General features: G+C 61.4%; 18 protein-coding genes, 2 tRNA genes and 1 pseudogene. 7 read left to right on the top strand and 14 right to left on the bottom strand.

Going from position 1 to position 25,967, the window contains the following annotated elements:
* Positions 1-3 precede the first annotated feature (3 nt).
* Positions 4-831, top strand: coding sequence for an ammonia-dependent NAD(+) synthetase (gene nadE / locus R1A29_RS02285; RefSeq protein ID WP_007950678.1), 828 nt, complete (start codon positions 4-6; stop codon positions 829-831).
* 55 nt (positions 832-886) lie between these two features.
* On the opposite strand, the gene azu is transcribed toward nadE, so the two are convergent.
* Entirely contained in the window at positions 887-1,333 is a 447-nt protein-coding gene (azu, locus tag R1A29_RS02280) for an azurin (RefSeq protein WP_065258792.1), read from the bottom strand.
* Between the two features lie 339 nt (positions 1,334-1,672).
* On the opposite strand from azu, the gene R1A29_RS02275 reads away from it, so the two are divergent.
* Both R1A29_RS02275 and R1A29_RS02270 read left to right on the top strand, forming a co-directional pair.
* Positions 1,673-2,260: a TIGR00730 family Rossman fold protein gene (locus R1A29_RS02275; RefSeq protein WP_085711171.1), complete on the top strand. Its 588-nt coding sequence runs from the start codon at positions 1,673-1,675 to the stop codon at positions 2,258-2,260.
* Between the two features lie 68 nt (positions 2,261-2,328).
* The gene (locus tag R1A29_RS02270; RefSeq protein WP_085701299.1) at positions 2,329-2,508 is read left to right on the top strand and encodes a hypothetical protein; all 180 of its coding nucleotides are present in this window, start codon (positions 2,329-2,331) and stop codon (positions 2,506-2,508) included.
* Between the two features lie 69 nt (positions 2,509-2,577).
* Here the strand turns inward: R1A29_RS02270 and R1A29_RS02265 are convergent.
* From R1A29_RS02265 to rnr, 11 genes and pseudogenes are all read right to left on the bottom strand, one after another.
* Positions 2,578-3,470, bottom strand: a pseudogene (locus R1A29_RS02265) (transglutaminase family protein).
* On the bottom strand, positions 3,470-5,956 hold the full coding sequence (locus R1A29_RS02260; protein WP_438300535.1) for a circularly permuted type 2 ATP-grasp protein: 2,487 nt from the start codon (positions 5,954-5,956) through the stop codon (positions 3,470-3,472). The pseudogene R1A29_RS02265 and the gene R1A29_RS02260 overlap by 1 nt, the downstream one beginning before the upstream one ends.
* A gap of 88 nt (positions 5,957-6,044) precedes the next feature.
* Positions 6,045-9,320: a DUF2126 domain-containing protein gene (locus R1A29_RS02255; RefSeq protein WP_438300534.1), complete on the bottom strand. Its 3,276-nt coding sequence runs from the start codon at positions 9,318-9,320 to the stop codon at positions 6,045-6,047.
* Positions 9,321-9,530: 210 nt separating this feature from the next.
* On the bottom strand, positions 9,531-11,843 hold the full coding sequence (locus R1A29_RS02250) for a YgiQ family radical SAM protein (protein WP_085711167.1): 2,313 nt from the start codon (positions 11,841-11,843) through the stop codon (positions 9,531-9,533).
* A 112-nt stretch (positions 11,844-11,955) separates the two neighbouring features.
* Entirely contained in the window at positions 11,956-13,353 is a 1,398-nt protein-coding gene (dnaB, locus tag R1A29_RS02245) for a replicative DNA helicase (RefSeq protein ID WP_085711165.1), read from the bottom strand.
* Positions 13,354-13,473: 120 nt separating this feature from the next.
* On the bottom strand, positions 13,474-13,920 hold the full coding sequence (gene rplI, locus R1A29_RS02240) for a 50S ribosomal protein L9 (protein ID WP_003186385.1): 447 nt from the start codon (positions 13,918-13,920) through the stop codon (positions 13,474-13,476).
* A gap of 19 nt (positions 13,921-13,939) precedes the next feature.
* The gene (locus R1A29_RS02235; RefSeq protein WP_085711164.1) at positions 13,940-14,830 is read right to left on the bottom strand and encodes a hypothetical protein; all 891 of its coding nucleotides are present in this window, start codon (positions 14,828-14,830) and stop codon (positions 13,940-13,942) included.
* A 37-nt stretch (positions 14,831-14,867) separates the two neighbouring features.
* Positions 14,868-15,098: a 30S ribosomal protein S18 gene (gene rpsR / locus R1A29_RS02230; RefSeq protein ID WP_002551829.1), complete on the bottom strand. Its 231-nt coding sequence runs from the start codon at positions 15,096-15,098 to the stop codon at positions 14,868-14,870.
* Positions 15,099-15,126: 28 nt separating this feature from the next.
* On the bottom strand, positions 15,127-15,555 hold the full coding sequence (rpsF, locus tag R1A29_RS02225; RefSeq protein ID WP_007950702.1) for a 30S ribosomal protein S6: 429 nt from the start codon (positions 15,553-15,555) through the stop codon (positions 15,127-15,129).
* Between the two features lie 240 nt (positions 15,556-15,795).
* The gene (gene rlmB, locus R1A29_RS02220; protein WP_438300533.1) at positions 15,796-16,563 is read right to left on the bottom strand and encodes a 23S rRNA (guanosine(2251)-2'-O)-methyltransferase RlmB; all 768 of its coding nucleotides are present in this window, start codon (positions 16,561-16,563) and stop codon (positions 15,796-15,798) included.
* Positions 16,499-19,189, bottom strand: coding sequence for a ribonuclease R (gene rnr / locus R1A29_RS02215; protein WP_438300532.1), 2,691 nt, complete (start codon positions 19,187-19,189; stop codon positions 16,499-16,501). The genes rlmB and rnr overlap by 65 nt, the downstream gene beginning before the upstream one ends.
* Positions 19,190-19,414: 225 nt before the next feature.
* On the opposite strand from rnr, the gene R1A29_RS02210 reads away from it, so the two are divergent.
* From R1A29_RS02210 to R1A29_RS02195, 4 genes are all read left to right on the top strand, one after another.
* A tRNA-Leu gene (locus tag R1A29_RS02210) sits at positions 19,415-19,501 on the top strand.
* Positions 19,502-19,683: 182 nt separating this feature from the next.
* Positions 19,684-19,770: transfer RNA gene (locus R1A29_RS02205), tRNA-Leu, on the top strand.
* A 187-nt stretch (positions 19,771-19,957) separates the two neighbouring features.
* Complete coding sequence (locus R1A29_RS02200; protein WP_114881215.1) at positions 19,958-20,968, top strand: extracellular solute-binding protein; 1,011 nt, start codon at positions 19,958-19,960, stop codon at positions 20,966-20,968.
* On the top strand, positions 20,968-22,533 hold the full coding sequence (locus tag R1A29_RS02195; protein ID WP_085711161.1) for an ABC transporter permease: 1,566 nt from the start codon (positions 20,968-20,970) through the stop codon (positions 22,531-22,533). Before R1A29_RS02200 ends, R1A29_RS02195 begins: the two co-directional genes overlap by 1 nt.
* 40 nt (positions 22,534-22,573) lie before the next feature.
* Here the strand turns inward: R1A29_RS02195 and R1A29_RS02190 are convergent, their stop codons facing one another.
* Together R1A29_RS02190 and R1A29_RS02185 are read right to left on the bottom strand one after the other, a co-directional pair.
* Positions 22,574-24,508 (bottom strand): methyl-accepting chemotaxis protein, encoded by a 1,935-nt coding sequence (locus R1A29_RS02190; protein WP_438300531.1) that lies wholly within the window; start codon positions 24,506-24,508, stop codon positions 22,574-22,576.
* A gap of 140 nt (positions 24,509-24,648) precedes the next feature.
* A complete protein-coding gene (locus R1A29_RS02185) occupies positions 24,649-25,938 on the bottom strand; it encodes an adenylosuccinate synthase (RefSeq protein WP_085711159.1) in 1,290 nt (429 codons plus the stop codon).
* Positions 25,939-25,967 lie beyond the last annotated feature (29 nt).

Below are 25,967 nucleotides of genomic sequence, written 5' to 3'. Positions count from 1 at the left end.
TTCATGCAAGCCGTACAGCGTGAGATTGCTGAACAGCTCAACGTTCAGCCGCCGTTCGCCGATTACCAGGCCCTCGAAGCGGAAGTCGCCCGACGCATCACCTTCATCCAGGATTGCCTGACCAGTTCCGGGCTCAAGACCCTGGTGCTGGGCATCAGCGGCGGCGTCGACTCGCTGACCGCAGGCCTGCTGGCCCAGCGCGCCATGCGTGAACTGCGCGAGCGCACCGGAGACGAGGCCTACAAGTTCATCGCCGTGCGCCTGCCGTACGACGTGCAGTTCGATGAACACGACGCCCAGGCCTCGGTGGACTTCATCGCCCCGGACGAGCGCCACACCGTCAACATCGGCCCGGCAGTGAAATCCCTGGCCAGCGAAGTCGCAGCCTTCGAAGGCAAGCACGCGGTGTCGGTGGATTTCGTGCTCGGCAACACCAAGGCGCGGATGCGCATGGTCGCCCAGTACACCATCGCCGGCGCGGCCCATGGCCTGGTGATCGGCACTGACCACGCGGCGGAAGCGGTGATGGGTTTCTTCACCAAGTTCGGTGACGGCGCCTGCGATCTGGCACCACTGAGCGGTCTGGTGAAAAACCAGGTCCGGGCCATCGCCCGCAGCTTCGGCGCACCGGAATCGCTGGTGGAAAAAGTGCCGACGGCGGATCTGGAAGACTTGTCGCCGGGCAAGCCGGACGAAGCGTCCCACGGCGTGACCTATGCCGAGATCGACGCCTTCCTGCACGGCGAGCCGGTGCGTCAGGAAGCCTTCGACATCATCGTCAACACCTACAAAAAGACCCATCACAAGCGGGTCATGCCGTTTGCGCCTTGAATGCAGGGCATAAAAAAAGCGTCCCTCGGGACGCTTTTTTTGGACTGCGGTTTTCTTACTTCACAACCACTGTGCCTTTCATCATCGAGATGTGGCCAGGGAACGAGCAGAAGAAGCCGTAATCGGTGCCGGCAGCCAGTTTCGATACATCGATGGTCAGCGAGTCTTTTTCGCCGGCGCCGATGATCTTGGTGTGGGCGATAACGCGCTCGTCACCGTCCTTCAGGTAGTTTTTGTCGATGCCGGCGGCCAGGCCGTCGGTGGCGATCGGCTGCATGTCAGCAGTCTTGCTGACTACAAGGTTATGGCCCATGACGTTTTTCGGCAGGCTGCCGGAGTGGGTCAGTTCGACGGTGAAGGTCTTGCAGCTCTTGTCGATCACGATCTCCTTGGTGTTGAAGGACATCTGGTCGGTGGAGTCAACGGTGGTTTTGCACTCGGCAGCCATCAATTGGCTGCTGGCCAGCGCCAGCAGGGATACCGCAACAACTTTGGAAAACATGGTGAATCTCCAAGGCAGGGTTAACAAAAACACGAATGGTGGAAAGACTGCCTGAAATCTTCGCAAGTTCCTATGACTTGAGTCAAAAATTGTATACAACTTTCAGGCTATGACACTCATCGAAACAATCTAACAGCCAGACGTTTGGCCGGGACGTATCTTCAGGGCTCAACTCAACTGGAGCATCAGTCATGTCCTTCAACAGCCTGTTGTGCAGTCTGCTCGCCGCTTACGCCTGTGGCGCCAGCGGCACCTATGAAACCCCGAAACGCGAAGTCTAGCCCTTGGATCAAGGCGTGCCAGCCATTACCCTGTGACGGATTGACCCAGGAGGAAGGCATGTCTCTCACATCCGTTTGTGTATTTTGCGGTGCCAACGCCGGCACCACCCCGGCGTACACCGAAGCCGCCATCGCCCTCGGCACCGCCATTGCCGAGCGCAAGCTGAAGCTGGTTTACGGCGGTGGCGCCGTGGGTTTGATGGGGATTGTCGCGGACGCCGCACTGGCCGCCGGCGGTGAAGTGATCGGCATCATTCCGCAGAGCCTGATGGACAAGGAAATCGGTCACAAAAGCCTGACCCGCCTGGAAGTAGTCGACGGCATGCACGCCCGCAAGGCACGCATGGCCGAACTCAGCGATGCGTTCATCGCCCTGCCCGGTGGCCTCGGCACCCTGGAAGAACTGTTCGAAGTGTGGACCTGGGGCCAGCTCGGTTACCACGGCAAGCCGCTGGGCCTGCTGGAAGTGAATGGTTTCTACAGCAAACTCACGGCATTTCTCGATCACATCGTCGGCGAAGGCTTCGTTCGCGCACCGCACCGTGACATGCTGCAAGTGAGTGAATCGCCGCAATCGCTGCTCGATGCCCTCGACCAGTGGCAGCCGACCGTCACGCCAAAGTGGGTCGACCAGAAACCCGGTTAACCCCCGGGCACCGATACAGGGCAGAATACGCGCCGCTCAACCTCACCTTCGACCCCAGAGGATCGCCCATGGCCAAACCCAATTACTCCTTCGCCAAGCGTCAACGTGACCTGGCCAAGGAACAGAAGAAAGAGGAAAAGCTTCAGCGCAAGAAACAGATGGCTGAAGAAGCGGCACTGAACCCTGACGGTGAAGTGGCGACCGATGATGATGTTGAGGCACCGAAAGACCAGGCACCCGAGGCCTGAGCAATACCGCAGGACCACTGAACGCAAAACCGGCAGGAACGGGCTCGCCCGCCCCTGCCGTGTGCTTCGTCACTCATTCAGTGGCATCACCGTGACCCGCACCTCCGGATCATGGCTCCCCCTCCCAGAATCACCCCGCGCAACGGCGACACATCGGAGAAATCCCGGCCCCAGGCCAGCGTGATGTGCTCCAGTGCCGGTTGGATATTGTTGGTCGGATCGAAATCCACCCAGCCCAGCACCGGACAAAACACCGAAACCCAGGCATGGGACGCATCGGCGCCGATCAATCGCGGTTGCCCCGGTGGCGGCCGTGTCAGCAGATAGCCGCTGATGTAGCGCGCCGCCAATCCTCGGGAACGCACGCAGGCCAGCATCAGGTGGGCGAAGTCCTGACAGACCCCGCGCCGCCGCTCCAGCACTTCCACTAACGGCGTCGCGACTTGCGTCGCCTCGGCATCGAAGGTGAATTCGTCGAAGATCTTTTCCATCAACGCCTGCACGCCCAGCAGCAGCGGTCGCCCGGGTGGAAAACAACTTTCGGAGAACTCGACGAAGCTGCGCTTCAAGTGGACGTAGGGTGACTGAAACCGGTAACGGCAGGCCTCCAGCAATCCGGCGGACAACGGCTGGCTGCTGTAGGTCAGCGCATTTCGCGTCTGCTCCCAGGCCGGGGACAGATTGAAATCCAGCGCCGGCCGCGCCAGCACCTCGACCGTCAGCCGTGCGTTGACCTGCAATTCATCATGAGGCCGCTCAAACGCCAGCCGCGTCAGCGGATTGCCGAACACGTCCTGCTCGTCACGACGCGTGGTCGGATCCGGGCTGATCAGCAATTGCTGTTCAGTGCAGCGCTGCCAGGCGCATTCGCGAGGCCACAGATGCGCAAGCTGCTGTGCCAGGGAGACCGGGCTGTCGTAGTGATAGCAGGTGTCGTGAAGGATCTGGTAATGGGCATTCATCAGACGGACACCGTGCGCTGGCTGACATCATCGACATGGGCGAAATGGCGCAGGGCCAGACGATCGGAGACCTGGCCGCTGGCGTCGGCGATGTCTTGCAGCAGATCCGCCAGCCCGTCGAGCGCGGCACGCACACTGGATTCGCCGAACAATGGATTTTCCAGACACCCCAGATCGAAGCGCGCCAGACGCTCGACCAGTTCTGGCAACCCGGCCTCCCTCGGCACACCAAAATCATCGTTCAGACGCTTGAGGGTGCGCGTCACCAGTTTCAACTGGAACAGCACCGCATGGGGGTTCTGCTCGTCCAGCAACAACAGGTCGAGCACCGGGATCAACTGCGCCACCGCCAGATAACGCGAGCGATAGGTGATGCTGCTGTTGCCCAGTTCCAGCAACCACTCCAGTCCCGCTTGATCGAACGCCCCGGCGCCCCGCAGGAAACCGGCGAGACTGCTGCTGAGAAACTGCAGGCGTTCGATCCGCCGGCCGATCATCAGGAAGCGCCAGCCTTCGTCGCGGGTCATGTCGTCGAGGGCAAACCCGGACAGCGCCGCCAGCGACATCACCAGCCGGTTGAGAAAATCCAGCAACTCGCCGAAATCCGGCTCGTCGGTGTCCAGCTCTGTCGCCTCGCGCTGCAATTCCACCAGCGCCTGCCAGTTCTCCCGCGAGAGCTTGCCGCGCACCTGCGACGCCGCCCACTGCAAGCGTTGCAGGTTGGAGCGCAGGCTGAACGACCAGTCCTCACCGAGCAGGGCCGCGAGCAAGCGCTCTGGCAGTTCGCCTTCGTCCGGCAGCAGCATCAACCGCTCGCCGAGCGCCACAGCCGCCTGCAGGGCCTGAGGGTCATCACCATCGACGTAGCGCGCCAGCATGATCCGCAACAGCCGCGCGCTGTCGTCGCAGCGCTCGCAGTAACGACCGAACCAGAACAGGTTTTCCACCACCCGCGACGGCAGGTACGGATCGCGGCGTACCAGATCGTGCACGCCAATATTGCGCTGGGTCTTCCATTGCTCGCCGCTTGGCGGCCGGTCGCCAAGCACCCAGGTGTCCTTGCTCGCGCCACCGCGCTGCATCGACACCACTTCGGCATCGGCCTCGGCCGCCACGCGGGTCAGGCCGCCGGGCAAGACCCGATAACCGTCGTGACTGGCCACCGCATACATGCGCATGCCGATGGCACGAGGTTGCAACTGACCGTCCTCGGGTTGCCAGATCGGTGCGTGGGACAGTTGCGCAAGTTCTTGCGCGACATAGGCATAAGGCCGGGCCTGCATGCGCTCGGCGAGACTCTGGCGCTGCTTTTCGCTCAGATCACGCCCGAAAACAGGTGCAAAACTCTGGGACGGAAAGGCCGGTTTGATCAGCAACTCCGGCAGTTTCTCCAACGCCTGAGCCAGCACCGGCGCCTCTCCGCACCACCAGGTAGCGATGGAAGGCAGGATCAGTTCCTCGCCGAACAGGTACTGATTGATCTTCGGCAAAAAGCCCAACAGTCCCGGCGACTCCAGCACGCCACTGCCCAGCGCATTGGCCACCAGCACCCGGCCCTGACGCACGGCCTCAAGCAATCCGGGAACACCCAGCGCCGAGTCCGTGCGCAGCTCCAGCGGATCGCAAAAGTCATCGTCGAGCCGACGCATGATCGCGTGAACCCGACGCAGGCCGCTGAGGGTTTTCAGGTAGACCGTGGCATCGCGCACCGTCAGGTCGCCGCCTTCAACCAGTGGATAACCGAGCTGGCGAGCGAGATAGAGATGTTCGAAATAGCTTTCGTTGAAACGTCCCGGGGTCAGCAATACCACCAGCGGCGCGTCATCGTCGCAGGGGGCCTGACGGGCCAGGGTTTCCTGCAAGGTGCGGAAGAATCCGGCCAGATGCTGCACTTTCAAGTCCCGGTACAGCTCGGGGAAGGCCCGGGACACGATGGTGCGGTTTTCCAACGCATAACCGGCACCCGACGGTGCCTGGGTACGATCCGCCGTCACCCACCAGCGGCCGTCCGGCGTGCGCGCCAGATCCACGGCATACAGATGCAGAAAGGCCCCGTCCGGGGGCGCAATGCCCTGACAGGGCCAAAGAAAGTTGTTGTGACCGAACACCAGCTCCGCCGGCAGCAGCCCTTCGCTGATCAGCCGCTGCGGCCCGTACAGATCCGCCAGCACCGCATTGAGCAGGCGCGCGCGCTGGGCGATCCCGGCCGACAGTTGTTGCCACTCGTCAGCGGCGATCACATGGGGCAGCAGATCCAGCTCCCACGGACGATCCGCGCCTTTGGGGTCGGCATACACGTTGTAGGTGACACCGTTTTCCTGAATCTGCCGGGTCAGCAGCGCCTGACGCTGCACCAGTTGCGCCGGGGTGCTGCGCTGCAATTGGTCGAACAGTCGCTGCCAGTGCGGACGCACCGCCCCGCCGGCGTCGAGCAGTTCGTGGTAAGTGCCCGCCGTCAGCGGGTAGCGGTCAAGCAGGTCAGGCATGGAAAGCTCGGCAGCCGGCAAGGAACGGTCAGACTAACGCAGGCACATGACGCCCGGATATACGAAAAATCCGGGGGTCGTGTACGAATCAAAAGCGTCGTAAATCGAGTGTCATCGGGAACTCGTCGGAGATTGTCAGGTTCGGTATAGGAAGTTTCCCCGGCGTGTGTCCGATGCGGAAGAAACGCGCCATTCGCCGGCTCTCCGCTTCATTGGCATTGACCGGCAACGTCTCGTAATTACGCCCGCCCGGATGGGCGACGTGGTACTGGCAGCCGCCCAGCGAGCGCTGCATCCAGGTGTCGAGCAAGTCGAACACCAGCGGCGCGTGCACCGGGATCGTCGGTTGCAGGCAGTTGGCCGGTTGCCAGGCACGGAAACGCACGCCGGCGACAAATTCGCCGACCCGCCCGGTCGATTGCAGCGGCACCGGAATGCCGTTGCAGGTCAGCAGATAACGCTGCGGCGGTAACCCTGTGAGTTTGACCTGCAAACGCTCCAGCGAGGAGTCGACGTAACGCACCGTACCGCCCGCCGCGCCCTCCTCGCCCAGCACATGCCAGGGCTCAAGGGCCTGACGCAATTCCAGCTCGATGCCGTTGACGGAATAATCGCCGACCTTGGGAAAGCGAAACTCCAGATGCGCCGCAAACCATTCGGCACGCAGCGGATAACCGGCATTGTTGAGTTCGACGATGACGTCGGCAAAATCCTGTTCGATGAAGTGCGGCAGCAGGAAACGGTCATGCAGTTCGGTGCCCCAGCGCGCCAGCTTCGGTGGCGCGTAAGGCTCGCGCCAGAACCGAGCGACCAGCGCCCGCAGCAACAACTGCTGGGCCAGGCTCATGCGCGCATGGGGCGGCATTTCGAACGCTCGCAACTCCAGCAGACCGAGACGCCCGGTGGCGCCATCCGGTGAATACAACTTGTCGATGCAGAACTCGGCGCGATGGGTGTTGCCGGTGACATCGATCAGCAGATTGCGCAGCAAACGGTCGACCAACCACGGCGCACACTCTTCTCCCGGCGCCGGCATTTGCGCGAAGGCGATTTCCAGCTCGTACAGCGCATCGTTACGCGCTTCATCGACTCGCGGCGCCTGAGAAGTCGGGCCGATGAACAGACCGGAAAACAGATAGGACAGCGACGGATGGTTGTGCCAGTAGCTGATCAGACTGCGCAGCAAATCCGGGCGGCGCAGGAACGGGGAGTCCGCCGGCGTCGCCCCGCCGAGCACGAAATGGTTGCCGCCACCGGTGCCGGTGTGGCGTCCGTCGATCATGAACTTTTCGGTGGACAGTCGGGTCTGGCGCGCCTCTTCATAAAGAAACTCAGTGCGTTCGACCAATTCGTCCCATGTCGCGGAAGGCTGGACGTTGACCTCGATCACGCCGGGATCCGGGGTGATGCGGAAGTTGCTCAGGCGCGGATCGCTCGGCGGCTCGTAGCCTTCCAGCAGCACCGGACAATGCAGTTCCTCGGCGGTGGCTTCGATGGCGGCCACCAGCTCCAGATAATCTTCGACCCGCTCCAGCGGCGGCATGAACAGATACAACCGGCCTTCTCGTGCCTCGGCGCAGAACGCGGTGCGGGTCAGCCAGTCGGCGGACTCGTCGATCTTCGGTACACGTTCGTCCGCCGCAGCCGGCGAATCGTGTCGATTGAGTTGCGCGGTGTCGGGCAGTTCGGGGAAGTCCTGATTCGGATCGTTCGGGTGAATGAACGGATACTCCGCCGCTTTCACCCAGGGCTGCGAACCCAATGGCAGGCGATAGCCCAGCGGTGAGTCTCCCGGCACCAGCCGGCAATGTTCATCGCGTAGATACCAGCGCCCGCTCTGCCATTGATCACCCTTGGCGGTGCGCGCCAGTGGCAGCACCTGACCGATGACCTTGTCCAGGCCCTGACTGAATACCTTGCGCAGTCGCGCACGTTCCAGCGGTTCCTCCAGACGCGAATCTTCGGCGCTGACGTTGCTCGGCAACGCGCCTTCGCGCCAGAGGTAGTAGAAATTGTCCTCGTAGGCCGGGAACACAAAGCGTGTCGGCAGTTTCAGGCGTTCGGCGACGCTGGCCAGAAAACGGCCGGCCAGTTCACCCGTGGCGCCGTAATCCTGCTGCTCGTCGGCGATCAATGCGTTGTTGTGCCAGATCGGCACACCGTCGCGGCGCCAGTAACAATTCAGCGACCAGCGCGGCAGCTGCTCGCCCGGATACCACTTGCCCTGACCGAAATGCACCAAACCCTTGGGCGCGTAGTGTTTACGCATGCGCTGGAACAGTTCGGCGGAGAGCCGGCGCTTGTCCGGGCCCAGCGCAGCGGTGTTCCATTCGGCGCCATCCGGGTCATCGATGGACACGAAGGTCGGTTCGCCGCCCATGGTCAGCCGCACGTCACCTTCCAGCAGGTCGGCATCGATCTGCCGGCCCAGCGCCTGGATCGCCAGCCACTGCTCATCGGTGTAGGGCTTGGTCACCCGTGGCGCTTCCCAGACCCGCTCCACGGACATTTCGTGGCTGAACTCACACTCGCAAGGCTCCACCAGACCACTGATCGGCGCCGCCGAGGACGGATCAGGGCTACAGGCCAACGGAATATGCCCTTCACCGGCGAACAGCCCGGACGTGGCATCGAGACCGATCCAGCCGGCGCCGGGCAGATACACCTCGCACCAGGCATGCAGATCGGTGAAGTCCACTTCGGTGCCGGAGGGGCCGTCGAGGCTTTTCACATCGGCGGTCAGTTGAATCAGGTAACCGGAGACGAAACGCGCCGCCAGCCCGAGATTGCGCAGCAGTTGCACCAGCAGCCATGCCGAATCGCGGCAGGAGCCGGAGGCGTGCTCCAGCGTGTGTTCCGGGGTCTGTACGCCCGGTTCCATGCGAATCAGGTAATTGATGTCCTCGCTCAGGCGTTGGTTGAGCGCCACGAGGAAGTCCACTGCCGGCAGCGGCGTGCGGTCGATGGCGTCCAGATAGGCCTTGAATTTCGGCGTCAGCGGCAGGGTTTCGAGGTACGGCGCCAGTTCCTTGCGTTCATCGGCGGCGTAGGCGAAGGGGATTTTCTCGGCGTAGGGCTCGAGGAAAAAATCGAACGGGTTGAACACCGCCATCTCGGCCAGCAGGTCGACCTCGATCCGCAGTTCGGCGGTTTTCTCGGGGAACACCAGCCGTGCGAGGTAGTTGCCCTGGGGATCCTGCTGCCAGTTGATAAAGTGCTGCTCGGGCGAGACTTTCAGCGAATAGGACAGAATCCGCGTGCGGCTGTGGGCAGCCGGGCGCAGGCGCACGATCTGCGGGCCGAGTTCGACAGCGCGGTCGTAGCGGTAATGCGTGACGTGATGCAATGCGACATGAATCGACACGGCGTGCCTCCTGCGAGCCCAAGCGTAATCGAAAGCGCGCAAGACTTATGCCATGCAGAGGCCTGGGCGCTTTCCCGGAATGCTCAGGGCAGTACAGCACCAAAATCGGGCGATGCGGTGAATTGGTTTGGCACAGTTGCACGCAAATGTTGCGAGGCACAACGCAAAACGCCAACCCGAAGGTTGGCGTTCTGTTCACTCAAGTGCGTTTCAGCGCGGTACGACCGGCTTGCGAGCCGGCTTCGGCCCTTTGCCTTTCGCCGCTTCCTTGCGCTCCTTGGCGGCCTGCTGGTTGCGGGCGAATGCCGCGGCCTTGGCCTGTTCACGCTTGTCCCACGGATTGCCGCCGTCGCTGGCGCGCGGTGGCAGACCGTTGTGCTGGGTGAGGATTTTGGTGGTCTTCTCTTTTACGTCCTTCGCCACTTTATGGCTGCCGGCCGGCGTCGAGTTCTTGCGACGGGCGCTCTGATAGCTGTCGGTGGCCGGCTGATGCGTCGGGATCAACTGGTGCTTGCCCGGCCCGATCAGGTCGGCGCGGCCCATGCGGATCAGCGCTTCACGCAGCATCGGCCAGCCTTTCGGGTCGTGATAACGCAGGAACGCCTTGTGCAGACGACGCTGCTCCTCGCTCTTGACGATGGTCACGCCGTCGCTCTTGTAGGTGACCTTGCGCAGCGGGTTCTTGCCCGAGTGGTACATCGCGGTGGCGGTGGCCATCGGCGACGGATAGAACGCCTGCACCTGGTCGGCGCGGAAACCGTTGCCCTTGAGCCACAGGGCCAGGTTCATCATGTCTTCGTCGGTGGTGCCCGGGTGCGCGGCGATGAAGTACGGAATCAGGTACTGCTCTTTCCCCGCTTCCTTGGTGTACTTCTCGAACATGCGCTTGAAGCGATCGTAGGTGCCGATCCCCGGTTTCATCATCTGGTTGAGCGGACCTTCCTCGGTATGCTCAGGGGCGATCTTCAGGTAACCACCGACGTGGTGGGTCACCAGCTCCTTGACGTACTCCGGCGACTCGACCGCGAGGTCGTAACGCAGGCCGGAGGCGATCAGGATCTTCTTCACACCCGGCAACGCACGGGCGCTGCGGTACAGCTGAATCAGCGACGAGTGGTCGGTGTTCAGGTTCGGGCAGATGCCCGGGAACACGCAGGACGGCTTGCGGCACGCGGATTCGATTTCCGGGCTCTTGCAGGCGATGCGGTACATGTTCGCGGTCGGGCCGCCGAGGTCGGAAATGACGCCGGTGAAACCCGGCACCTTGTCGCGGATCTCTTCGATTTCGCGAATGATCGACTCTTCGGAACGGTTCTGGATGATCCGGCCTTCGTGCTCGGTGATCGAGCAGAAGGTGCAGCCGCCGAAGCAGCCACGCATGATGTTCACCGAGAAGCGGATCATGTCGTAGGCCGGGATCTTTTCCTTGCCGTACGCAGGATGCGGAACACGTGCGTAAGGCATGCCGAACACGTAGTCCATTTCTTCAGTGGTCATCGGAATCGGCGGCGGGTTGAACCAGACGTCGATCTCGCCGTGCTTCTGCACCAGCGCACGGGCGTTGCCCGGGTTGGTTTCCAGGTGCAGCACGCGGTTGGCGTGGGCGTACAGAACCGGGTCGTTACGCACCTTTTCCATCGACGGCAGGCGGATCACGGTCTTGTCGCGGGTCATTTTCGGGCTGGCCAGAATCTGTACGACCTTGGCTTCTTCCGGATCGTCAACCGGGCCCTTCTCCTGCTCGATTGCGCAAGCCTGAGTGTCCTGGGTGTTGACGTACGGGTTGATGATCTTGTCGATCTTGCCCGGACGGTCGATGCGCGTGGAATCGACTTCGTACCAGCCTGCCGGCGTGTCGCGACGGATGAACGCGGTGCCGCGCACATCGGTGATGTCTTCGATCTTGTGACCGTAGGACAGACGCTGGGCGACTTCGACGATCGCCCGCTCGGCGTTGCCGTACAGCAGAATGTCGGCGCTGGCGTCGATCAGGATCGAATTGCGCACACGATCCTGCCAGTAGTCGTAGTGGGCGATGCGGCGCAGGGACGCTTCGATGCCGCCGAGCACGATCGGCACATGCTTGTAGGCTTCCTTGCAGCGCTGGCTGTAGACCAGGCTCGCGCGGTCCGGACGCTTGCCGGCCATGCCGCCCGGGGTGTAGGCGTCGTCGGAACGGATTTTCTTGTCCGCGGTGTAGCGGTTGATCATCGAGTCCATGTTGCCGGCCGCGACGCCGAAGAACAGGTTCGGCTCGCCGAGCTTCATGAAGTCGTCTTTGGACTGCCAGTTCGGCTGGGCAATGATCCCGACGCGGAAGCCCTGGGACTCCAGCAGCCGGCCGATGATCGCCATGCCGAACGACGGGTGATCGACGTAGGCATCACCCGTGACAATGATGATGTCGCAGGAATCCCAGCCGAGCTGATCCATCTCCTCCCTGCTCATCGGCAGGAATGGTGCCGGTCCGAAACATTCGGCCCAGTATTTTGGATAGTCAAATAACGGCTTGGCTGCTTGCATGTCGATGACCGGTGTTGAGGTGCAAAATCGCGGGCGCGGAATATAGCACAAAAAATGACCAATTCCGACGGCTGTGGTCGGAAATATCAGGGACTGTCAGACGAGGACGGACTTACTCGTCGTCGTCGAAGTTATAGCTGCCCGGCGCGAGGTTTTCGAAGCGCGTGTACTTGCCGATGAAGGCCAGGCGGATAAAGCCGATCGGGCCGTTCCGCTGTTTGCCGATGATGATTTCGGCGATGCCCTTGTGCTCGGTTTCCGGGTGATACACCTCGTCCCGGTACACGAACATGATCACGTCGGCGTCCTGCTCGATCGCTCCGGATTCCCGCAAGTCGGAGTTCACCGGACGCTTGTTGGGACGTTGTTCCAGGGAGCGGTTGAGCTGCGACAGTGCAACCACCGGGCAGTTGAATTCCTTGGCCAGGGCTTTCAGGGATCGGGAGATCTCGGAAATCTCGTTGGTCCGGTTGTCACCGCTGGAGCCCGGGATCTGCATCAACTGCAGGTAGTCGATCATGATCAGACCGATATCGCCGTGTTCGCGTACCAGGCGCCGGGTCCGGGCACGCATTTCCGACGGGCTGATGCCGGCGGTGTCATCGATGAACAGCTTGCGGTCGTTGAGCAGGTTGACCGCCGAAGTCAGGCGCGGCCAGTCGTCGTCTTCGAGCTGACCGGAACGCACCTTGGTCTGGTCGATGCGGCCGAGGGACGACAGCATACGCATGATCAGCGATTCGCCTGGCATCTCGAGGGAGTACACCAGCACCACCTTGTCGCTGCGCAACACGGCGTTTTCCACCAGGTTCATCGCGAAAGTCGTCTTACCCATGGACGGACGACCGGCGACGATGATCAGGTCGGCCGGTTGCAGGCCGCTGGTCTTCTCGTCGAGGTCGGTATAGCCGGTGGACAGGCCGGTGATCGAGTCGGCGGTGTTGAACAAGGTGTCGATGCGGTCGATGGCTTTGGTCAACAGGTCATTCACACCCACCGGGCCGCCGGTTTTTGGCCGGGCCTCGGCAATCGCGAAGATCTGCCGTTCGGCTTCGTCGAGGATTTCCTCGGCGGTGCGACCTTCAGGGTTGAAGGCGCTGTCGGCAATTTCGGTGCTGATGCCGATCAACTGACGCAACGTCGCACGCTGGCGAACGATCTGCGCATAGGCCTTGATGTTGGCGACGGACGGCGTGTTTTTCGCCAGTTCACCGAGGTAGCCGAGGCCGCCGACTTGCGAAGTCTGACCTTCCTTGTCCAGTTGCTCGGCAAGGGTCACAACGTCGATCGGCGAGTTCTGATCGGCCAGTTTGGCGATCGCGCGGAAAATCAGACGGTGGTCATGCCGGTAGAAATCGCCGTCGGAGACTTGATCGAGCACGCGTTCCCAGGCGTTGTTGTCCAGCATCAGACCACCGAGCACGGCCTGTTCGGCCTCGATGGAATGCGGCGGCACCTTCAGCGCGGCGGTTTGCAGATCGTATTGCTCGGGAGCGGAGATTTCGTTCATGGCCACTTTTTATTCAGGAAAAGCAGGGATTGCAGAAAGACAAAGGGCACGACCTGTAGACAGGATCGTGCCCGATGTTAACCGCCTGGCGAACAAGCCGCCAGTCGATCAGGGTGTTGCTTAAGCTGCTACCACGACAACGCGTACGGTGGCTTCAACTTCGGCGTGCAGGTGCACAGCCACGTCGAATTCACCCACGTTGCGGATGGTGCCGTTCGGCAGACGAACTTCGCTTTTCGCAACTTCAACGCCGGAGGCGGTCAGTGCGTCAGCGATGTCGTGAGTACCGATCGAACCGAACAGCTTGCCTTCGTCGCCGGCGGTGGCAGTGATGGTCACTTCCAGCTCGGCCAGTTGGGCAGCACGGCTTTCAGCCGATGCTTTACGGTCGGCAGCGGCTTTTTCCAGCTCAGCGCGACGCTCTTCGAACGCAGCCAGGTTGGCAGCGGTCGCAGCGGTAGCTTTGCCGAAAGGCAGCAGGTAGTTACGGCCGTAACCGGCCTTAACGTTTACTTTGTCGCCCAGGTTGCCCAGGTTGGCGATTTTTTCCAGAAGGATCAGTTGCATGTGGAAATCCTCTTAACTTTTAACCTTCACCGTTCGCGTTATCGGTGTCTTTCGACACGTGACGACCGCGAAAATCAATCAGGCTGTCGACAATGGCCAAGACCACAAGCAACGGACCGAGCAAGTGCATGAAAGGCACGAGCGTGACGTATATCCCCACCAGCCAGAAACCGGCCAGCCGTTTCTGCGCCACCAGCCCGTGAACCAGGGCCAGACCGGCGAAGAACAGCGGCACGCTGCACAACGGCAACAGAACCAGTGCGTGCAGACCGAAGAACGGTGCCACACACATGACGGCCAGAAGCGACAGCGCAACGCCTTTCGGCAGTCGGATGGCGCGAAACTCGCGACCGAAACCGCCGGGGTTATACAACAACGCCTGCCAGTAGCGCCCAAGAATCAGGCACAGCACGCTAAAGACCTGCAACGACACCGCTGTCGATATGATCGACAGTGGAACCGCCAATCCCGTGAGAATCGCCTTCTGGTCTGCCGAGAATTTCTCGTAGACCTCACCCATCGCCAGCGGCAAGACTTGTTCAAACGTCTGCGCCAGCGCTTCGGTGAAGGAACCGAAAACGGTCCCCAGGCTCACGGCAATCAACAATCCCACGGCCACGCTGACCAGCAGCACGCGATTCCAGGTGTGTTCGGCGCGTAAAACCAGCGCCAGACCACAAGCCCCGAGCAGCACTATCAGTGCCGTCGGGTCTTTGAGGTAGTGCCAGCTCACCAACGCTGACAGCACTCCCACACCCAGGACGCTCAAGGCGTCCGAACCGCGCCGCAGGAGCACAAGGCAACCTGCAGCGGCACTCAACCAGAACAACAGCGGCAATGCCGCAGATCCGGCCACGACCAGCGTGGCCTGCATACGCCCCCGCATGATGAATTCAGCCAAGGCACGCATGCATTCGATCCCTTACTTACTTGTCGACTACCCGGTCTCAGCGGCCGTGGCTGTCGGTGTAGGCCAGCAGGGCCAGGAAGCGGGCGCGCTTGATAGCGGTGGCCAGCTGACGCTGATAACGAGCTTTGGTACCGGTGATGCGGCTTGGAACGATTTTGCCGGTCTCGGATACGTAGGCTTTCAGAGTGTTGAGATCTTTGTAGTCGATCTCCTTCACGTCTTCAGCGGTGAAGCGGCAGAATTTACGACGACGGAAGAAACGTGCCATTTGATAGGCTCCTTAAAAGGTCCGTGGATTACTCGTCAGCGTTATCGCTGTTGTCGCTGTCGCTATCGCTGTCATCGCCATCGGCGCTGCCATCGTGCTCAGGACGTTCGCGACGCTCACGGCGCTCACTGCGGTTTTCTTCAGCCTTTAGCATCTCGGACTGGCCGGTAACGGCTTCGTCGCGACGGATGACCAGGTTACGGATCACTGCATCGTTGTAGCGGAAGTTGTCTTCCAGCTCGGCCAGGGCCTTGCCGGTGCACTCAACGTTCAGCATCACGTAGTGAGCCTTGTGAACATTGTTGATTGCGTAGGCCAGTTGACGACGGCCCCAGTCTTCCAGACGGTGGATTTTGCCGCCGTCTTCTTCGATCAGCTTGGTGTAACGCTCAACCATGCCGCCGACTTGCTCGCTCTGGTCAGGGTGGACCAGAAAGATGATTTCGTAATGACGCATGAATGCTCCTTACGGGTTGTAGCCTGCCGCTCAAAAACGGTCAGACAAGGAGTGAATGACACTTATGGACTTGCCGGCGCGGGGCACATGGGTGCCTGCCGTCACAGCAAGGGGCGCAATTGTAGAGAAGGGACAGAAGAGGTGCAAGGCAATTGGTGATTATTTGAACAGCAGCTGCAAGCATTGAGCCTCAAGCTGCAAGCGAGGACCGCTTTTAGCTTGAGGCTCGCAGCTCGGCGCTTACGACTTGCGCGAAGCGGCCTTGGCCTTGGCCCCGCGCTGGCGCTGGGCCTCGAACAGACACACGCCGGTCGCAACCGACACGTTGAGACTGCTGACGCTACCGGCCATCGGCAGGTTCACCAGGTAGTCGCAATGTTCACGGGTCAGGCGACGCATGCCTTTGCCTTCGGCGCCCATGATCAGGATGGTCGGGCCGGTCAGGTCCTGGTCGTAGATGCTGACCTCGGCCTCACCCGCCGTGCCGACGATCCACAGACCGCGCTGCTGAAGCTTTTCCAGGGTACGCGCGAGGTTGGTCACGGCCACCAGCGGAATTACTTCCGCCGCGCCGCAGGCCACTTTCCGCACGACAGGCGTCAGCGTGGCCGACTTGTCTTTCGGCACGATGACCGCCAGCGCACCGGCAGCATCCGCCGAACGCAGGCAGGCGCCGAGGTTGTGCGGATCGGTCACGCCGTCGAGCACCAGCAGCAACGGCGCGCCTTCGGTGCGGTCGAGCAGCTCGTCGAGCATCGCTTCGCCCCAGACCTGGCTCGGACTGACGTCCGCCACCACGCCCTGGTGCACGCCTTCGACCCAGGCGTCCATTTCGCGGCGCTCGGCCTGACCGATCTGAACGCGGTTTTCGTTGGCCAGCTCGATCAGCGTCTGCACCCGCGGATCGTTGCGGCTTTCAGCCAGCCAGATCTGCTTGACGCGTTTAGGGTGGTGACGCAGCAACGCTTCTACCGCGTGAACGCCGTAGATTTTTTCCAACTGACTCATGACTTCGCCTTCGGTTTACGTGCCCCGCCGCTTTTGGCCGGAGCGGAACCCGCTTTTGGCGGGCCCTTGCGGTGTTTGCTCGGTTTGCCTGGCTTGCTGCCGGAGGCCTTTTCAGGCGCCGACCGTCCGGTCTTTCCCCCGACGCCGCTTTACCACCGTTTTTGGCGTCGGCCAGCAAGGCCTTCTTCATTTCACGGCTTTTGCGCAGCTCGGCGTTTTTCGCCACGGCATCGCTCGGGCGATAAGCCTCGGCCACCTTTTCCTTGGCCGGACGACGACTGGCGGTTTTGGCCGGAGCCTTTTCTTCCACAGCCTTGGCCGCTGGAGCAGCGGTTTCGGTGCCACGCTTCTTGCGACCGATTGGCGCGCTGATGGTCTTTTCCGCCATCTCGAAGTCGATCTTGCGCTCGTCGAGATCGACGCGCATGACGCGCACTTCAACGGTATCGCCAAGTCGGAAGCTGCGGCCAGTGCGCTCGCCCGCCAGGCGGTGATGCACAGGGTCGAAGTGGTAGTAGTCGCCCGGCAGCGCCGTCACGTGCACCAGACCTTCGACGTAGATATCGGTCAGTTCGACGAACAAACCGAAACCGGTCACGGCAGTGATCACGCCAGGGAACGATTCGCCCACGCGGTCCTTCATGAACTCGCACTTGAGCCAGTTCACCACGTCGCGGGTCGCTTCGTCGGCACGGCGCTCGCTCATCGAGCACTGCTCGCCGAGTTGCTCCAGCGCCGCCTCGTCGTACGGATAGATGCGCGCCTTCGGAATGGTCATCGCGCCGGCACGGCGAACGTGCGGGGTGTCCTGTTTCGAATGGATCACGCTGCGGATCGCCCGGTGCGTGAGCAGGTCCGGGTAACGTCGGATCGGCGAGGTGAAGTGGGTATAGGCTTCGTAATTCAGGCCGAAGTGGCCTTCGTTCTGGGCGCTGTACACCGCCTGGCTCAGGGAGCGCAACATCACGGTCTGGATCAGGTGGAAATCCGGACGATCCTTGATGCTGGCCAGCAGGGCCTGATAGTCCTTCGGCGTCGGGCCGTCCTTGCCTTTATGCAGGGACAGGCCGAGCTCGCCGAGGAACGCGCGCAGTTTTTCCAGACGCTCCGGCGGCGGACCATCGTGGACACGGTACAGCGCAGGGATTTCGTGCTTTTTCAGGAATTCGGCGGTGGCCACGTTGGCCGCCAGCATGCATTCCTCGATCAGCTTGTGGGCGTCGTTACGGGTGGTCGGACGGATTTCGGCAATCTTGCGCTCGGAACCGAAGATGATCCGGGTTTCCTGCGTTTCGAAATCGATCGCGCCACGCACGTGACGGGCCGCCAGCAACACTTTGTACAGCGCGTAGAGCTGTTTCAGGTGCGGCAGGACGTCGGTGTATTCGCCGCGAAGCTTGCGACCTTCAGTCGCTTTCGGCGTTTCCAGCATCGCGCTGACCTTGTTGTAGGTCAGACGGGCGTGGGAGTGGATCACTGCTTCATAGAAGCAGTAGTCGGTCATTTCGCCGGATTTGGAGATGGTCATCTCGCAAACCATGGCCAGACGATCGACGTGAGGGTTCAGCGAGCACAGGCCGTTGGAGAGCTGCTCCGGCAGCATCGGCACCACGCGCTCGGGGAAGTACACCGAGTTGCCACGTACCTGGGCTTCGTTGTCCAGGGCCGAGCCGATCTTCACGTAGCTGGAAACGTCGGCAATCGCCACGTACAACTTCCAGCCGCCGGAGAACAGGCGCAGCTTGCCTGGCTTGGATTCGCAGTAGACCGCGTCGTCGAAATCGCGGGCATCTTCACCGTCGATGGTGACGAACGGCAGATGGCGCAGGTCGACGCGCTTCTCTTTGTCTTTCTCTTCGACTTCCGGCTTGAGCTTGCCGGCTTCCTTCAGAACGGCTTCAGGCCAGACGTGCGGAATGTCGTAGGTGCGCAGGGCGACATCGATTTCCATGCCCGGCGCCATGTAGTTGCCGACGACTTCGATCACATCGCCTTGCGGCTGGAAGCGCGGAGTCGGCCAGTGGGTGATTTTCACCTCGACGAACTGACCGATCTGGGCGTTGGCGTTGCGGCCCGGGGTCACCAGCACTTCCTGCTGGATCTTCGGGTTGTCCGCGACCACGAAGCCGATGCCGCCTTCTTCGAAGTAACGGCCGACGATGCTTTCGTGGGCACGGGACACCACTTCGACGATCACGCCTTCGCGGCGACCGCGACGGTCCAGGCCGGAAACACGAGCCAGGGCCCGGTCACCGTCGAACACCAGTCGCATTTGCGCCGGGCTCATGAACAGATCGTCGGAGCCGTCGTCCGGCACCAGGAAGCCGAAGCCGTCGCGGTGACCGCTGATGCGGCCGAGGATCAGGTCGAGCTTGTCCACCGGCGCATAAGTGCCACGGCGGGTGTAGATCAGTTGAGCGTCGCGCTCCATGGCGCGCAGGCGGCGGCGCAGGGCTTCGATCTGGTCTTCTGTGGTCAGACCAAACTCTTCGACCAGTTGCTCGCGGGCAGCAGGCGAACCCCGATCAGCAAGGTGCTGAAGGATCAGTTCGCGGCTGGGAATAGGGTTTTCATATTTTTCCGCTTCACGAGCGGCCTCGGGATCGAGGGACTGCCAATCGGCCATTAGAGAGTTTTCACCTTGTCTATATGCGGGTTAGTTTGGCATAGGCGCCATCAAACGGGAAATTTCCGACTCTATAAGGCGCGTCTGGAGCCTTGTATCGACGTCTGAAAGGCGTTTTGAACACCGCTGGTAAAAAAAACCATTTTTTTTGCTGGCAGGGGTTTACAGTTAAAAAGACGCTCCGTATAGTGCGCGCCATCGACGACGTACAGACGCTGTCGAGATGCCCAGGTGGTGAAATTGGTAGACACGCCAGCTTCAGGTGCTGGTGACCTTACGGTCGTGGAAGTTCGAGTCTTCTCCTGGGCACCAATTTCGAGTTTGAGACTAGATCAGCTTCAAGACTCACACAAAAACCCGCGAAAGCGGGTTTTTTGCATTCTGCGTCCCGACTTTTTTCTGAAATTGATTTATTAAAATCAAATCAGGGGTTTACAGATCAAAAGGCGCTCCGTATAGTGCGCCACATCAACAGCGGCAACGCTGAAGATGAAGCCCAGATGGTGAAATTGGTAGACACGCCAGCTTCAGGTGCTGGTGACCTTACGGTCGTGGAAGTTCGAGTCTTCTTCTGGGCACCAATTCAAATTCAAGGTCACGATCTTGAATCTCACAAAAACCCGCGAAAGCGGGTTTTTGCGTTTCTGGCGTCCTGAAATTCCTAACCTCCGTACCAGACCCTCACTCCGCTCGCAAGGAGCATTTGAGAAACGATATCGTTTATCATTGTTGCAAGTTTTTGCAATGCGACAGTGAGGAACCCTGCGAATGATGTTTCGAAATACCCTGCGCCGCGGCTTGACCTTCACCCTGCTCGGCCTGGCACTCGCCACTCCCCTCACCCAGGCTGCCGATACGGTTTCCCTGACTCTCTACAACGGTCAACACAAGGAAGTCGGCGACGCGATCGCCAAGGCTTTCGAAGCCAAGACCGGTATTCACGTCAATGTGCGCAAGGGCAGCAGCAACCAGCTCGCCAGCCAGATTATCGAAGAAGGCGACCGCTCTCCCGCCGACGTCATCTACACCGAAGAATCCCCGCCACTGAACAACCTCGGCGAACTCGGCCTGCTGGCCAAGACCGACGATGCCACTCTGGCCGTCCTGCCGAAAAAATACGTCGCCGGCAATGGCACCTGGATCGGCGTTACCGCCCGGGTTCGCGTAGTTGCCTTCAACCCGAAGCTGGTGGATGAGAAAGACCTGCCCAAGTCGGTGCTGGACTTCGCCGATCCGCAGTGGCAAGGCAAGGTCGGTTTCGTGCCCACCAGCGGCGCCTTCCAGGAACAGGCCGTCGCCATCATCAAAAAACACGGTCGTGAAGCCGCCGAAGAATGGCTGACCGGCCTGCGCGCCTTCGGCAAGACCTACAGCAACAACATGGTCGCCCTCAAGGCTGTGGAAAACGGCGAAGTCGCCACCGTGCTGGTGAACAACTACTACTGGTTCGCCCTGCAACGGGAAAAAGGCAAGCTCGACTCCAAGCTGCACTACTTCACCGGTGGCGACGTGGGCGGCTTGATCACTGTCTCCAGCGCCGCGGTGCTGAAGTCCAGCAAACATCCAAAAGAAGCCCAGCAATTTCTCGCCTACATGGCCAGCGAAGAAGGCCAGCGCGTGATCACCCAGACCACCGCCGAGTATCCGCTGCACAACGGCATGGAATCGGATCGCGGCCTCAAGCCTTTCAGTGAGCTGGAAGCACCGGACGTTACCCCGGCCGATCTGGGCAATGCCGAGGAAGCACTGGATCTGGAACGCGAAGTTGGCCTGAACTGATGAGCGCCTCGTTATCCGCCCCCGCCACGCGCGGGGGTTACGTGCCACGGCGCAAGCGGCCGTCGATCTGGCTGGTGCTGCCGGTGTTGTTGCTGGTGGTGATGAGCCTGCTGCCGCTGGCCTACGTCGGGCTCAAAGCCTGGCAAGCGGGCTGGTCCGAGGCGCTGCATTTGCTGTGGCGCCCTTACGTGTTCGGCCTGCTGCGCAACACACTGGCGCTGATGGTCGGCGTAACCGTGACTTGCGGCGTGATCGGCCTGTCGCTGGCATGGTTGCTGGAGCGCAGCAATCTGCCGGGCCGGCGTTTGTGGGGCGTGATTCTGTGTTTGCCGTTTGCGGTACCGGCATTCGTCAGCAGTTTTACCTGGGTATCGCTCAGCGCGCAGTTCGAAGGACTCGGCGGGGCGATCCTGGTGATGAGTCTGTCGAAATACCCCCTGATCTTTCTTCCGGTAGCAGCCACCCTGCGCAATCTCGATCCGTCCCTTGAAGAGTCGGCAAGGACGTTGGGGCAGAATCGCTGGGGCGTGTTTTTCCGCGTCACCCTGCCGCTGCTCTGGCCTTCGCTGCTGGCCGGCTCCTTGCTGATTGCGCTGCACATGCTGGTGGAATTCGGCGCACTGTCGATTATCGGCCTGCAAACTTTCACCACGGCGATCTATCAGCAATTCGAATTGGAATTCAGCAATGCCAATGCGGCGATGCTGTCGGCCGTGCTGCTGGCGCTGTGCTTGATGCTGCTGTGGCTGGAACTGCGGGTGCGTGGCAAGGGACGTCATGTGCGAACCGGCCAGGGTGCGGCGCGGCGCGCTGAACAAGTGCAACTGGGACCCTGGGCAATGGCCGGCCAGCTGTATTGCCTGATGCTGGCGATTGTCGGCAGCGGGATTCCGTTGGGAATGCTGGCTTACTGGCTAGCGGTCGGATCGTCAGCAGCCTTCCCGGTGGCGGCAATCACCGAAGCACTGCTGTCTTCGCTAGCGCTGTCGCTGGGTGGCGCGGGATTGTGTCTGCTACTGGCGGTACCGGTCGGATTGCTGGTGGTGCGCTACAAAGGCCAACTGGCGATCTGGGCCGAGCGTCTGCCCTATCTGCTGCACGCCCTGCCAGGGCTGGTGATCGCTCTGACGCTGGTGTATTTCGCCCTGCATTACGTGCCGGCGCTGTATCAGACTTCCCTGTTGTTGCTGATCGCATATGCACTGCTGTTCCTGCCACTGGCTCAGGCGCCGATCCGCACGGCACTGAACAAGGCTGCACCACAACTGGAAGAAGCCGCCCGCACACTGGGCGCATCGTCGTTCACGGCGTTCTGCCGAGTGACCCTGCCGATCATTTTCCCGGCACTGGGTGCGGCGTTTGCGCTGGTGTTTCTGGATGCCATGAAGGAACTGACGGCGACACTGCTGCTGAGTCCGACCGGGCTCAACACCTTGGCGACCGAAGTCTGGGCACACACCGCGAATGTCGAGTTCGCAGCGGCGGCGCCTTATGCGGCGTTGTTGATCGTGGTGTCCGGGTTGCCCGTCTACCTGCTGACAACCCGGATGTATTTGAGCCGATAAAAAAATCGCAGCCGAAGCTGCGGTTTTTTTGCCCGTACTATCAGGCCCGGAACTGCCCCAGGCTGGCCTTGAGCTGCGCCGCCAGACCGTCCAGCACCTTGCCGCTGGCCGTGGTCTCGACCACCGCTTGAGCGGCTTTCTCCGCCTGGGCATGAATCGTCTCGACCCGACCGCGCACGGCCTGCGCCCCCTGAGCCTGATGCGCCGCCGCCTGAGTCGCCAGACCAATCGCCGCATGCACCTGCTCGACCGAAGCCTGCACCGACTGCTGCAACCGCGCGCTGTCACGCAGCACCAGCAAACCTTCGCTGGCCTGGCGCCCGGCCTGACCAATCGCCTCAACCGCCTCACGGGCACCCTGCTGCAAGGCCACGATGTGCGCTTGAATGTCACCGGTGGAGCTTTGAGTCTTGCTCGCCAGGGCCCGGACTTCGTCTGCCACCACCGCAAAGCCGCGACCGGTCTCACCGGCCCGGGCCGCCTCGATGGCGGCGTTGAGCGCCAGCAGATTGGTCTGTTCGGCGATGCCGTGAATCACGGTCAGCACCACTTCGATCTGTTCGCTCTGTTGCGCCAGCCGCTCGATGACTTTCGCCCCGGTATCGACCTGCCCCGCCAGCGCCTCGATCAGGCTGCCGACCCTGGCCGACGTGCGGGTGTTCTCGTCGGTGGCCTGACGAATATCCACCACCTGCTTCAGCGCCGCCTGCATCGCATGGCTTTCCGACTGCGCCTCATCAGCCATTTGCGACAGCGCGCGCAGACTTTCGGCAACCTCATCGCGCTGCATCCCGGCCGCCGCATCGGCACCCGCATTGCGCAGGGTCATGGCGCCGATTTCCAGGCCCGTGCGTTGAGCCACATCCCCGGCCTCGCGCACGATCGGCTGCAACTTATCCACAAAGCGGTTGACCGCCGACGCCATGTCGCCGATCTCGTCCTTGCTGTTGATCTGCACCCGCTTGGTCAGGTCGCCCTCGCCCGCCGCGAGATCATCCATGGCAGCGTTGAGCATCTTCAAGCGATTGACCACACGGTGGCCGAGCACCACCGCCAACAGCAACAGCACGCCGGCGCCGACCAGCGCCAGCCCCATGCCAATGCGCCAGCGCAACGTGGCTGCGGCGTCCTGTACGGTGTTGGTCGTGTTGGCTTTCATCTCCGCAGCCGTGGACTGCGCCGACTGCAGGCGCGCGCGCATGGCCGTGGCGCTGTCGGCGGCGGCGCCCTTGAGGCTGTCGCCGACCAGTTGATCACTGCTGGCGATCAGTGCCGAGAAGCGCTGATCGAGTGCCGCCAGATCGGTGTCCACCGAGGCCGTCGAGACGCCCATCAGCACTTTGCCGATCTCCACGCCGTTGGGATTGATCGAAGCTTCGAGGTAATAGACCGAGGGATCATGCTTCGCCGCATCCAGAACCTTATCCAGCGCCCGCTCGCCCTGGCCTTTTTCCAGAAGGGCCTTGTTGATCGGGTTTTCACGGTTGAGGTAACGGGTCAGATGCTGGCCGGTGGCGTCGTCGTAAACCACGAACAGCACGTTGGGATTGCGCTGGGCCCGGCGGGCGAATTCGGACAGGGTCGGCACGTCGCTGTCCCACATGGCGCGAGGCGCTACAGAGGCCAGCAACTGGGCCATGTCGTTGGCCGAGTCCTTCAAGTCTTTTTCCAGAGTCGTACGCAGCTGCGCCTGCTCTTCCTTCAGACGCGAGGACAGGCCGGCAGTCAAACGCTGGCGAGTATTAGTGGATAAGGTATCGAGGCTCGAGGTGACTTCACGCCCGGCCTGCTCCAGCTCAGCGGAGAGCTTCTGGCTATCGGCGCCCAGGCGAGTGCCGAGGTCGGCTTCCAGCGCGGTGACGGTGCTCCGCGTCAGGGCAACGGCCACCAACACCTGCACCAAAAGGGCGATACCAAGGGTAACGAATACGGGCCGCAACAAACGGCTTTGTAACAGTGAGAGAACGGCCGACACTGTGAATCCCTCTACTTCTGACGCCATTAATTTGATGGCACTCTTGTAGACAGATTCACAGCAAAGGTCATGCCGTCCAACAGGCATAAACGACAAAGGCCCCGATGAAGGGGCCTTTGTGTTTTTACATCAACGACTTATCAAGCGAACGGATGACGCAGAACGATGGTTTCGTTGCGGTCCGGGCCCGTCGAAATAATGTCGATCGGCGCGCCGATCAACTCTTCAACGCGTTTGATGTAGGCGCGAGCGTTGGCTGGCAGCTCTTCCAGGGTCTTGGCGCCCACGGTCGATTCGGTCCAGCCCGGCACTTCTTCGTACACAGGCTGCAGGCCCACATAGCTGTCAGCGTCAGTCGGCGCAACAGCGTTGCCTTGCGCGTCTTTGTAGCCGGTGCAGATGTTGATGGTCTCCAGGCCGTCGAGTACGTCCAGCTTGGTCAGGCAGATGCCCGAGATGCTGTTCACATCGATAGCACGACGCAGGATAACGGCGTCGAACCAGCCGCAACGACGGGCACGGCCGGTGGTCGCACCGAACTCGTGACCCTGCTTGGCCAGGTGCGCGCCGACTTCGTCGAACAGCTCGGTCGGGAACGGGCCCGAACCTACGCGAGTGGTGTAAGCCTTGGTGATGCCCAGGATGTAGTCCAGGAACATCGGGCCAACACCCGAACCGGTCGCCACGCCACCGGCGGTGGTGTTGGAGCTGGTCACGTACGGGTAGGTACCGTGGTCGATGTCGAGCAACGAACCCTGGGCGCCTTCGAACATGATGTCTTTGCCGGCGCGACGCAGGTCGTGCAGCTCGGCAGTGACGTCCAGCATCAGCGGCTTGAGCAGCTCGGCGTATTCCTTGCACTCGGCCAGAGTCTTTTCGAACTCGATGGCCGGCTCTTTGTAGTAACCAACCAGCATGAAGTTGTGGTAGTCCACCAGCTCACGCAGCTTGTCTTCAAAGCGCGGCATGTTGAGCAGGTCGCCCACACGCAGGCCACGACGTGCGACCTTGTCTTCGTAAGCCGGGCCGATGCCGCGACCGGTGGTGCCGATCTTCAGCTCGCCACGGGCCTTTTCACGGGCCTGGTCCAGCGCCACGTGGAAGGACAGGATCAGCGGGCAGGACGGGCTTATACGCAGACGCTCGCGCACCGGTACGCCTTTCTCTTCCAGCTTGGTGATCTCGCGCAGCAGGGCGTCAGGTGCAACCACCACGCCGTTGCCGATCAGGCACTGCACGCCTTCGCGCAGCACGCCCGACGGGATCAGGTGCAGGACGGTTTTTTCACCGTCGATCACCAGTGTGTGGCCAGCGTTGTGGCCACCTTGGTAGCGCACTACGGCGGCAGCATGTTCGGTCAGCAGATCAACGATCTTGCCTTTGCCCTCATCACCCCACTGGGTGCCCAGGACTACGACATTCTTACCCATAACACTTGTCCTCATTCGCGCAAACTTGG

The organism is Pseudomonas sp. NMS19W, from assembly GCF_051554255.1.
GTDB classification, from domain to species: Bacteria; Pseudomonadota; Gammaproteobacteria; order Pseudomonadales; family Pseudomonadaceae; genus Aquipseudomonas; species Aquipseudomonas kribbensis.
The sequence above is the reverse complement of the archived record's forward strand: the minus strand, read 5'-3'. Positions and strand labels throughout refer to the sequence as shown.

What these genes read in the sequence shown, in the direction of transcription:
- rplI (WP_003186385.1), bottom strand. Translation starts at nt 13,920, where the DNA reads ATGCAACTGATCCTTCTGGAAAAAATCGCCAACCTGGGCAACCTGGGC.
- R1A29_RS02200 (WP_114881215.1), top strand. Translation starts at nt 19,958, where the DNA reads ATGATGTTTCGAAATACCCTGCGCCGCGGCTTGACCTTCACCCTGCTC.
- R1A29_RS02260 (WP_438300535.1), bottom strand. Translation starts at nt 5,956, where the DNA reads ATGCCTGACCTGCTTGACCGCTACCCGCTGACGGCGGGCACTTACCAC.
- R1A29_RS02275 (WP_085711171.1), top strand. Translation starts at nt 1,673, where the DNA reads ATGTCTCTCACATCCGTTTGTGTATTTTGCGGTGCCAACGCCGGCACC.
- R1A29_RS02195 (WP_085711161.1), top strand. Translation starts at nt 20,968, where the DNA reads ATGAGCGCCTCGTTATCCGCCCCCGCCACGCGCGGGGGTTACGTGCCA.
- azu (WP_065258792.1), bottom strand. Translation starts at nt 1,333, where the DNA reads ATGTTTTCCAAAGTTGTTGCGGTATCCCTGCTGGCGCTGGCCAGCAGC.
- R1A29_RS02185 (WP_085711159.1), bottom strand. Translation starts at nt 25,938, where the DNA reads ATGGGTAAGAATGTCGTAGTCCTGGGCACCCAGTGGGGTGATGAGGGC.
- rpsF (WP_007950702.1), bottom strand. Translation starts at nt 15,555, where the DNA reads ATGCGTCATTACGAAATCATCTTTCTGGTCCACCCTGACCAGAGCGAG.
- rlmB (WP_438300533.1), bottom strand. Translation starts at nt 16,563, where the DNA reads ATGAGTCAGTTGGAAAAAATCTACGGCGTTCACGCGGTAGAAGCGTTG.
- R1A29_RS02250 (WP_085711167.1), bottom strand. Translation starts at nt 11,843, where the DNA reads ATGCAAGCAGCCAAGCCGTTATTTGACTATCCAAAATACTGGGCCGAA.
- dnaB (WP_085711165.1), bottom strand. Translation starts at nt 13,353, where the DNA reads ATGAACGAAATCTCCGCTCCCGAGCAATACGATCTGCAAACCGCCGCG.
- rnr (WP_438300532.1), bottom strand. Translation starts at nt 19,189, where the DNA reads ATGGCCGATTGGCAGTCCCTCGATCCCGAGGCCGCTCGTGAAGCGGAA.
- nadE (WP_007950678.1), top strand. Translation starts at nt 4, where the DNA reads ATGCAAGCCGTACAGCGTGAGATTGCTGAACAGCTCAACGTTCAGCCG.
- R1A29_RS02270 (WP_085701299.1), top strand. Translation starts at nt 2,329, where the DNA reads ATGGCCAAACCCAATTACTCCTTCGCCAAGCGTCAACGTGACCTGGCC.
- rpsR (WP_002551829.1), bottom strand. Translation starts at nt 15,098, where the DNA reads ATGGCACGTTTCTTCCGTCGTCGTAAATTCTGCCGCTTCACCGCTGAA.
- R1A29_RS02235 (WP_085711164.1), bottom strand. Translation starts at nt 14,830, where the DNA reads ATGCGTGCCTTGGCTGAATTCATCATGCGGGGGCGTATGCAGGCCACG.